Annotated in this window: 9 protein-coding genes; 3 read left to right on the top strand and 6 right to left on the bottom strand. The window is 59.5% G+C overall.

Annotation, left to right across the window (positions count from 1 at the left end; all coding sequences use genetic code 11):
• Positions 1-343 precede the first annotated feature (343 nt).
• Positions 344-1,618, bottom strand: coding sequence for an ABC transporter substrate-binding protein (locus Q7L55_02965; protein MDO8731522.1), 1,275 nt, complete (start codon positions 1,616-1,618; stop codon positions 344-346).
• Between the two features lie 518 nt (positions 1,619-2,136).
• Between Q7L55_02965 and Q7L55_02960 the strand changes: the two genes are divergently transcribed.
• Together Q7L55_02960 and Q7L55_02955 are read left to right on the top strand one after the other, a co-directional pair.
• Positions 2,137-2,700 (top strand): OB-fold domain-containing protein, encoded by a 564-nt coding sequence (locus tag Q7L55_02960; protein MDO8731521.1) that lies wholly within the window; start codon positions 2,137-2,139, stop codon positions 2,698-2,700.
• The gene (locus tag Q7L55_02955) at positions 2,697-3,902 is read left to right on the top strand and encodes a lipid-transfer protein (GenBank protein ID MDO8731520.1); all 1,206 of its coding nucleotides are present in this window, start codon (positions 2,697-2,699) and stop codon (positions 3,900-3,902) included. Before Q7L55_02960 ends, Q7L55_02955 begins: the two co-directional genes overlap by 4 nt.
• Before the next feature lie 76 nt (positions 3,903-3,978).
• Here Q7L55_02955 and Q7L55_02950 read toward each other — a convergent pair whose 3' ends face one another.
• From Q7L55_02950 to Q7L55_02940, 3 genes are all read right to left on the bottom strand, one after another.
• On the bottom strand, positions 3,979-4,641 hold the full coding sequence (locus Q7L55_02950; GenBank protein ID MDO8731519.1) for an IS3 family transposase: 663 nt from the start codon (positions 4,639-4,641) through the stop codon (positions 3,979-3,981).
• Positions 4,619-4,783, bottom strand: coding sequence for a hypothetical protein (locus Q7L55_02945; protein MDO8731518.1), 165 nt, complete (start codon positions 4,781-4,783; stop codon positions 4,619-4,621). The genes Q7L55_02950 and Q7L55_02945 overlap by 23 nt, the downstream gene beginning before the upstream one ends.
• A gap of 132 nt (positions 4,784-4,915) precedes the next feature.
• A complete protein-coding gene (locus tag Q7L55_02940; protein ID MDO8731517.1) occupies positions 4,916-5,296 on the bottom strand; it encodes a helix-turn-helix domain-containing protein in 381 nt (126 codons plus the stop codon).
• A gap of 306 nt (positions 5,297-5,602) precedes the next feature.
• On the opposite strand from Q7L55_02940, the gene Q7L55_02935 reads away from it, so the two are divergent.
• Complete coding sequence (locus Q7L55_02935) at positions 5,603-5,899, top strand: hypothetical protein (protein ID MDO8731516.1); 297 nt, start codon at positions 5,603-5,605, stop codon at positions 5,897-5,899.
• Between the two features lie 185 nt (positions 5,900-6,084).
• On the opposite strand, the gene Q7L55_02930 is transcribed toward Q7L55_02935, so the two are convergent.
• Positions 6,085-7,356: an amidohydrolase family protein gene (locus Q7L55_02930; GenBank protein ID MDO8731515.1), complete on the bottom strand. Its 1,272-nt coding sequence runs from the start codon at positions 7,354-7,356 to the stop codon at positions 6,085-6,087.
• 187 nt (positions 7,357-7,543) lie between these two features.
• Positions 7,544-8,815 (bottom strand): amidohydrolase family protein, encoded by a 1,272-nt coding sequence (locus tag Q7L55_02925; protein ID MDO8731514.1) that lies wholly within the window; start codon positions 8,813-8,815, stop codon positions 7,544-7,546.
• Between the last annotated feature and the right edge of the window lie 65 nt (positions 8,816-8,880).

The following is an 8,880-nucleotide window of genomic DNA, read 5'->3' as shown; positions in this document are numbered from 1 at the left end:
ATGCCGCGGTTGCGGATCGTTCGCCGCACCCCCAGAAAAATATTTGCGGGTCGGAAATCGCAAGTGCGATTGCCGACCCTCAAATATTTGTCTGGGTGTGCGGCGAACGATCCGCAACCGCGGCATTGGAGCCACGCCTGTCCCAAGGAATAGTGGCGAGGGTCAAGACGTCAACCCAAACGACAACAGGCTGCATTTCTGATGAGCCGCACGTCAATTCCCCTTTCGGCTAGATGCCTGTCGAAACCATGGAATCCTCCGGTACCAAGACAAAGAGATGGGGATGGAATCTCTTCCATCCCCATCTCTTCCACTTCAGTTCGGTCGCCCGAACCTCGTGGTGCTACAACTTCGGTGCTGGCTTCACGATCTTGCCCGTGGCAACATCGATCAAAGGACCACAGGTTGGCTTGAGGTCAGGAATGAGCTGGCCACCCTTGGCCGTCATGTACCAACCGCACTGCGCCGGGTCACCGTCTGGGGTCAGACCTGGCTTGTAACTGATCGGGATCGGCAGCAGGCCCCCACCAGTGATGTTGGTTTGGTTGCGCAACTGATCGATGACGCCCTGTCGGGTCGGGCACCTGCCAGCCAACTTGAGTCCCTTGATCATGGTGTCAGCTGAGACGAAGCCATTCGGGGTAGAGGAACCGTAGGGATTCAATCCGGCAGCCTTCATGCCGTTGACATAAGTGCGCAGGCCAGGACGTCCCGGAACCCCAGGCGCAACAGTGCCGAAGGTGGAGCCGATCGCACCTTCAAGTGCGGCCGGAGTCTTAGCTACGGTGGCGGGATCGGACAGACCAGCGACCAGAACGCCCTTCATCGAGACGTTCTGCTGCTTGAAGGCCTGCAGCACCGAGACGCTGCCGTCCACGAGCAGGATCAGATTAGCGCCGTCGGCACCGGAGTTCTTCGTCTTCAGCGCAGTTGAGGTTGCGTCATAGGCTCCAATCGGTGCATCAGCGATGCGGGGCGCATTGGTAAGCCCAACAAGTGGCGCTGTCGCAATGAAGGCGGCACCAGCGGCGTTGGCTCCCGGGGAGTTGTGATTGATGACAATGACCGAGGTCACCCCAAGGTCCTTGAGCTTCTGTGCAGCGCCGAGTCCACCAATAGTCGGTGCAAATGCACCGGTGGCGCCGAAGGCATTGCGGTCAGTTGTCTGTGCTGGCAGGTTGGTCAATCCGATTACGGGAACGTTTTTGAGCTTCAAGAATGGAAACATCGTGTCGGCAGTTGTCGCCTCGAGAAGTCCGAAGTTTCCATCCTGGTCGATGGCCTTAGAAGCAACGCCAGATTGCACGGCGCCACTTGCCTGATCGTCGTAGCTGGTAACCACGATCTTGCGGCCGTTGATGCCGCCTGCCGCGTTCTGCTGGTCAAAGCGGAGTTTGGCCGCCTCATAGAAGCCTGCGAAGGTGTTAGCCGAACTACCCGTTCGAGGAGTGATAACCCCGATCTTGATCTGCGCGTTGTCAATGCCCGGAGCGGCGGGACAGGCGACTGGCTTTGGCGCAGGCGTTGGCGCTGCATGCGCAGCGTTGGCCGCCATGGCGAGCACCATCGCGGCGCTCAGGCTGGTGGCGGCAAAAGCCGCTTTGCGAGAAACGGACATTCCTTCTCCTTAAAGAAGTTGAACGCGGCACCATGCCGAATCCATCTGGGCGTGAATGTTGCACAGATCACATCCAGAGTTGCGTCATGGTAGGGCGACTGGATACACCCGTATAGATGGAGATAGAACTCCGTGATCAAATCGTTATACGACGTATAGTTTTTTGGTTGTATGTGGGCCTATGTCGGAAAGATTCCAGCACAAGATCTCAGGATCTAAGCCCCAGTTCGCGCCATTTTGTGGTCGATATCAAGGTGAAGGGCGCCACTTAATAGCGATTTTGCCCACGGCAGATTGAAGGCCTGACTGCTGCCGAGGCGCGGACTGAAGACCGACCGCATCCGACGAACCCCAGTTCGCCATCTGAATGATCCCGCCTCCGCCAATGCTCCTGGACGCACCGCGACCGGCCAAGCAACAGTGCCCGACAGAGTTATGTGAGATTCGGCAATTCGGTTGTCGGTCATCTCTATACGGCGTATGGTCACAAATCTCCGGATTGGCCTAGGTCAATACCGGTGTCCAATTCACGCGCAGCGATCGTTGCGCACATCGACCAAGTGGGGACGCATATGAGTGAGCGGATGCCCGGCTTCGGTGGTCCAGCGTTGAGCAGGCTAGTTACGCCGTTCTACGAAGCCGCCGGCCAAGGTCGGTTGGTTATCCAGCAGTGTGATGACTGCGGCTACCACCGACATGTACCAACAGATATTTGCTACAACTGCCTTTCCTGGAAATGGCATTGGGATGACACCCTGCCGGGCACTGGATTCGTCTACACCTACTCATGGGTCGATCGTGCGATCAATGAGACATTGAACAATGGCAAGCCCTACGACTACGCAGTGGTCGAGCTGGACGGCACCACGGGCGGCCCGATTCGCCTACTGACCAACATCTTCGGAGTGGACAAGAGCACCCTGGTTGTTGGCTTGAAGGTGAAGGCCGCCTTTGATCCAGTAGCCGGCAAGTACGCAGGAGCGGGCGGCGGCTATGGCCCAGCAGGTGCAGCATCGGAGGCAACTGATGTTGGCCCGATCGCCCTGGTCGTATTCGAACCAATTGAAGGAGCTGCAGCATGAGCGCTGATTGGCTGAATGGAAAGGCCGCAATCGTCGGCATCGGTCACACCGCTTACGGCAAGAGAGGAGAGTTCGCCGATCGCGGCACCTACTCCCTGGTGATCGAGGCAGTGCTGAAGGCATGCGAAGACGCAGGTATCAGCGCCAAGGACATCGATGGCTGGTCCTCGTACTCCAATGATCCCAACCAGGGCGGCATGCTCTCGGCGATGCTGGGCTGTGATCGTCTGCGCTTCACAGCAATGGGTTGGGGCGGCGGTGGCGGAGCCATGGGTGGCGCGTACATGTATGCAGCGATGGCGGTTGCCACCGGCCAGGCTGACGTGGTCTGCGTCGTGCGTGGCGCGACCATGCCCGGCGCTGCACGTTTCGGCGGCATGGGTCGAGTTGGCGAAGGCCCACCGCACGGCATGATGAGTCCAGGTAACTCCTTTGCTCTTGCAGCACGACGTCACATGGCGCTGTTCGGTACGACTGAGGATCACTTTGGTGAGATCACGATCAATGCTCGTCGCAATGCGCACAACAATCCGTTCGCGCGCTTCCGCGATGAGATCACCATGGAAGATCATCACAACTCGCAAATGATCTGCGACCCGCTTCGCAAGATGGACTTCTGCATGGAGTCCGACTTCGGCACAGCGGTCATCATCACGTCGATGGATCGCGCCAAGGACCTCAAGCAGGAGCCGGTCTCGCTGCTGTCGATGGCCATGGGCGGACCTCCTCGCTGGGGCGATGCTTGGTTCGGTCAAGCAGCAAGCGATTCATCGGGCATGGGCAGCCCCGTTGGTGGTCACATGACAGATGACATGGACTACGTCACCGGTGGTTACCGAACTCTGGCCGTGGATCTCTACAACAAGGCTGGGCTTGGCCCAGACGATGTTGACGTCGCACTGCTGTATGACCACTTCACACCGATGGTCATCATGGCGATCGAGGACTTCCAGTTCTGCAAGAAGGGCGAGGGCGGCCCGTTCGTTGCCGAGGGAAATATCCGACGCGAAGGCAAGATCCCGGTCAACACGCACGGCGGAAACCTCGCTGAGGTGTACGCGCACGGCATGACGCATGTCATTGAAGGTGTGCGTCAGATCCGTGGAGTCGCTGCCAACCAGATTGCCGACACCGAGGTTGTCTTAATCGCCGCTGGCGCTTCAATGGCACCAACGGGCGCGATCCTGCTCGGCAAGGCGTAACTGCTCAAACGCTTCGCTGTGAAGGGGCTGTCGGTATTGAAGTGGTCCCCGATTGTTGGACTGACTTGGTAAGACCTTAAGCCGCGAGGGCCTGGGTCCGGTATTGCACCGGGCTCAGGTCCTTGAGTTTTGTGGAGATGCGCTCGTGGTTGTACCAATGGACGTACTCGTGCACCGCGGCGGTGAGGTCTTCAATGCTGGCGTAGTGGTCGTGGTTGAACATCTCTTCCTTGAGGTGACCGAAGAAGTTCTCCATGACGGCGTTGTCCAGGCAGGTGGCCTTGCGAGACATCGACTGCACGGCGCCGCTCTGTTGAAGCAGCGTGCGCCAGGTTAGGTGCTGGTATTGGAATCCCTGGTCAGAGTGAACGAGGGGATGCTGCCCGTCGGGCAAGGTCGCGATTGCCTTTCGCAACGCAGTGGTGGTCAGCTCCAAGGACGGTGATGGCCCGCACGTATAGGCCACGATCGAGTGATCGAACAGGTCCATGATCGGGGACAGGTAGATCTTGCGGTCCCCGATGCGGAACTCGGTAACGTCGGTGACCCATTTGCGGTTCGGGGCCGTGGCGGTGAAGTTCCGATCCAGCACGTTGGGGGCTGTTCGTCCGACCTGTCCTCGATAGGAGTCATAGCGCCGCTTGCGGCGCACCTTGGATGCCAAGCCGAGTTCGCGCATGGTCTTCAGCACGGTCTTCTTCGATACCCTCCAGCCATCACGCATCAACACTGCGCGCACGCGCCGATAGCCATACCTGCGGTTGGATGCCTGGAACGCCGGTGATCGCAGCCTTCAACTCCGCTCGCGGGTCAGGCTGGCCAGCCTTGGCCTGGTGATAGAAGAACGTCGAACGGGCAATACCGGCCACATCCAGCAGCACGGCAAGTCGATGATCAGCCTTGAGAGATCACCGCAGCAACCTTCACTGCGGTTCGTGCTCGCTCAAGGCCTGCAGTTTTCCCAGCAACGCCACCTGCGCCCGCAGCCGTTCGTTCTCCGCGCGCAACGCAGTTCATTCATCGGTGTTCTCACCGGACAACTCAGGCGTTGGCTGTTGTTCGCGGGTCTTTGGCCGCAACCCATCAGGACCATCACGGCGAAACGCCCGAACCCAGTTCTCTAGCAACTTCGGCGATGAAAGCCCCGCCTGGGCGGCCAGGGCCGGCATCGATTCCTCACCGGCAAGCAGTTGCTGGACCAGGTCCAGTTTGAATTCAAACGAGTACCGGGACTTGGTCGGTTTGGTCACCAGCGCTCCTGCCCCTCGAACACGCCAGCGGTGATACAGGCGCCGAACCGGGTTCCGGGCCACGCCCAGCAGCCGCGCGGTCGCCTCTTCCGCCAGGCCTTGCTCAAACCACGCTACTGCCGCCAGCCGCTGAGCGACCGTCAACGAACTATCCGCACGCTTAGAACTGCTCCCCAAAAGTCAGAACCGAAATTCTCAGTCCAACTTTCGGGGAGCAGTTCACTATCGGCAGCCCCTTCATCATTTCCACGTAACCCCTCTTGCGTCTGAAGTAAGGATCGTGAATACGGCCAAACGCGAAGCCGGGGCGAAAACCAAGGCAGAGCAATCTGGCAACTGGGAGGCAGATCACACTGCCTAAGCCCTAGCATCTGAGACCAAGAACCGCCACAATTTGCCTCCCGCCCTATCCGCGCCCGGATAAGGGCGTGCCGTTGAAAGGAACACTCGATGCCAGTCGCCCCCGGTGCCCGCCTCCGCAATGACGCCTCTGCCTGTGAGGTTGTAGTCGTCAAGGCCCCCACCCAAGCTGGTGAACTCTCATGCGCAGGTGTCGTCATGTCGACTGAAGCACGCACGGGCACTCCAACAGTTGGAGCTGGCGAAGCCGTCGCCCTTGGCAAGCGCTACAGCAATGACGAAACTGGCATTGAGGTGCTGTGCGTCGCGCCAGGCGAAGGCCCATTGACTTTCGAAGGTATTGAGCTCACTCAGAAGCAGGCGACTGCTCTGCCCGCCTCTGATTAACCTTTTCTTACTTCGAGAAGCGTCTGGCTCAGGCCGGGCGCTTCTCGATTTTGGCTCCAGATCTCGGGCGGCGATAGCTGCCCCGCTAGGCAGTGTGGACAGGTCGCTAGCAAGCGCTCGTACGAAAGAGGTCCCCGTGGCGATGCCACGGGGACCTCTTTCGTACTACCTGCTTACGCGTCTGCCTACGCGTGCGCAGCTTCGTAACGAGTGCGGTACTCGTCCTTGGAGGTGGTGGAGGTGTCAACATCCTTTGCCAGTGAACGCAGAGCGCCTACAGTGGTTTGCTCCTTGGGTGTGAACTGGAACGGATCCCAACTGAAGAAGTTCGCGACGTTCTCGTGGGTAATCATGTCGATATCCTTGTCGCTGCAGCCTGCCGCGGTGAGTTCCTTGTACAGAAGCTCTGGCGAGTTTGGCCAGGTGCAGTCTGAGTGCGGGTAGTCACACTCCCAACCGATGGTGTGGGTGCCGTAGCGCTCGCGAGTGATGAGTGCCGTTGGCTCGGTGATGAAGCACGCCATGAAGTTGTCCTTCCAGACCTCTGTCGGCGTCTTGCCCTTCGGCAGTGAATCAAGGTGCGTCCAGGAGTGGTTGACCATGTGACGGTCCATCCGGTCGAGCAGGAACGGAATCCAGCCCAGGCCACCCTCGGACATCGCGAACTTGATGTCCGGAATGCGCTTGAGCACGCCACTGGTCATAAGGTCAGTGCAAGCGATCGTGGAAACCAGCGGGGCCAGAATGATGAGGTCATCTGGCAGCGCGTTGGCATAGCGAGTGACCAATCCGAAACCGCCGCCGATGTGCATGCTGGCGACCATGTTGGTGTCGACAAGTGCCTTGAAGACCGGATCCCAGTGGCCGCTGGCAAAGTCCGGCTGGCCGATTCCGTAGGGGGTCTCTGGCAAGGTGATCGAACGGCAGCCGACGCCCTTGGCCGCAAGGCGATGGATCTCCTTGACCGACTCATCAATGTCGAAGAACGGGATGATGCCCATTGGGATGAAACGACCCGGGTAGGCAGCGCACAGATCGTCGAGCAGGAAGTCGTTGTATGCCCTGATTGCTGCGAGCGACAACTTGCGGTCCGGAAGGGCGGCGAGGTGGGTGCCAGCGAATCCCGGGAAGGTCGGGAAGTTCATGCCGGCGAGCACACCATTGACATTCATGTCGTGAACGCGCTGATCGATGTCGTAGGTGCCGGGGCGCATCTCGGCGAGCCCGGTCGGATCGAAGCCCCAATCCTTCTTGGGCCACGAGACGACAGCGCTCAGGCCAGGGCTGCCGACGGAAACTCCCTGGAAGATCCAGGCGTCGACTTTGGGGTTGTCAGGATGCTTGACGAGCTTTGGCGCATCGTCCTTCATGCTGGCAGGGAAGTGCGCTGCAAAGGTGTCCGCTGGCTCGATGATGTGATCATCGATGCTCAGCAGAATCATGTCGTCAATGTTCATGTGCTCCACTCTCCGTTATTTATCGCAAGGCTTTCGATAAGGAGAATCTGCCGTACTCGCGGCATGTTGAACAGGGACCTTGGTCCCGGAAAAATGCAGGGCACCCCACACGTCCGTCGCATTCCACTGCGTGAACGCCGCCTTGAGGAGTCCGCTTCGGATCCTCGAACGTGCGCCCTACCAGCGTCTACCTTTGCGCCGCCTCAAAGCGCGCCCGGTACTCGTTCCTGGATGTCTCGGCGGTGTCCACGTCTGCCGCATGCGACCGCAGTGCCCCGACAGTGGCCTGAGCCTTGGGAGTGTGCTTGAAGGGATCCCAGTTGAAGAAGCGCGCGACATTCTCGTGAGTGATCATGTCGATCTCCTTGTCGGTGCATCCCTCGGCCGTGAGTTCGGCAAGGAGCACTTCGGGTGAGAAAGGCCATGTGCAGTCCGAGTGCGGGTAGTCGCATTCCCAGCCGATGGTCTCCACCCCAATGCGATTCCTGTTGGCCATGCCGCTGGGCTCGGTGATGAAACAAGCCATGAAGTTGTGCTTCCAAACGTCTGTGGCTGTCTTCCCGGCTGGCAGGCAGTCAAGGCCGGTCCAGACCTGATTGCTGATATGGCGTTCGATGCGATCCAGGAGGAAGGAGACCCAGCCGATGCCACCTTCACTGATGGCGAACTTCACCTCGGGGAATCGCTGCACGACGCCGCCGAGCAGGATGTCGTTGCAGCAGATCATCGAGACGGACGCGGCCAGCACGATCAGGTCGTCGATGCGCGCGGTCTCGGGACGCTTCAGGAGACCAAATCCGCCGCCGATGTGCATTGAAGCGACCATGTCGGTGTCCACGAGGGCCTTGAAGATCGGATCCCAGTGACCGCTTGCGAAGTCGGGATAGCCGACGCCATAGGGCGTTTCGGGCAAGGAGATCGACCGGCACCCGACAGCTTTCGCGGCTAGCCGGTGAATCTCCTTGACGGACTCCTCGATATCGAAGAAGGGGATGATTCCTAAAGGAATGAACCGGCCGGGATAGGCGCCACAGAGGTCGTCGAGCAGGTAGTCGTTATAGGCGCGAATGGCTGCAAGCGACAGCTTGCGGTCTGGCAGGGAGGCGAGGTGAGTGCCGGCAAATCCGGGGAAAGTCGGGAAGTTCATGCCGGCCAGAACGCCATTGGCATTCATGTCGCGCACCCTTTGATGGATGTCATAGGTGCCTGGGCGCATCTCGGCCGTGGAGACCGGATCGATGGTCCATTCGCTCTTCGGCCACGAAACGACGGCGCTGAGGCCCGCGCTTCCCACAGGCACTCCCTGAAACACCCAGGCATCGACAGCAGGATTATCCGGGTGCTTGACGCGCTTGGGCGCGTCGGCCCGCATGCTGGCTGGGAAGTGCGTCTCGAATACGTCCTCGGGCTCGATGATGTGATCGTCGATGCTCACAAGGATCATGTCGTCAATGTTCATGCGCCACCACTCTCTGTTATGTCAGGTCGGCCGCTGGTGGCGAAACTACGGCCCGCACGCATCGT

The organism is Actinomycetota bacterium, assembly GCA_030650795.1.
Taxonomy (GTDB): domain Bacteria; phylum Actinomycetota; class Actinomycetes; order S36-B12; family S36-B12; genus UBA11398.
The sequence above is the reverse complement of the archived record's forward strand: the minus strand, read 5'-3'. Positions and strand labels throughout refer to the sequence as shown.

Excerpts from the sequence above, each read along its gene's own strand:
- Q7L55_02935 (MDO8731516.1), top strand. The coding sequence starts at position 5,603 with ATGCCAGTCGCCCCCGGTGCCCGCCTCCGCAATGACGCCTCTGCCTGT.
- Q7L55_02925 (MDO8731514.1), bottom strand. The coding sequence starts at position 8,815 with ATGAACATTGACGACATGATCCTTGTGAGCATCGACGATCACATCATC.
- Q7L55_02965 (MDO8731522.1), bottom strand. The coding sequence starts at position 1,618 with ATGTCCGTTTCTCGCAAAGCGGCTTTTGCCGCCACCAGCCTGAGCGCC.
- Q7L55_02930 (MDO8731515.1), bottom strand. The coding sequence starts at position 7,356 with ATGAACATTGACGACATGATTCTGCTGAGCATCGATGATCACATCATC.
- Q7L55_02955 (MDO8731520.1), top strand. The coding sequence starts at position 2,697 with ATGAGCGCTGATTGGCTGAATGGAAAGGCCGCAATCGTCGGCATCGGT.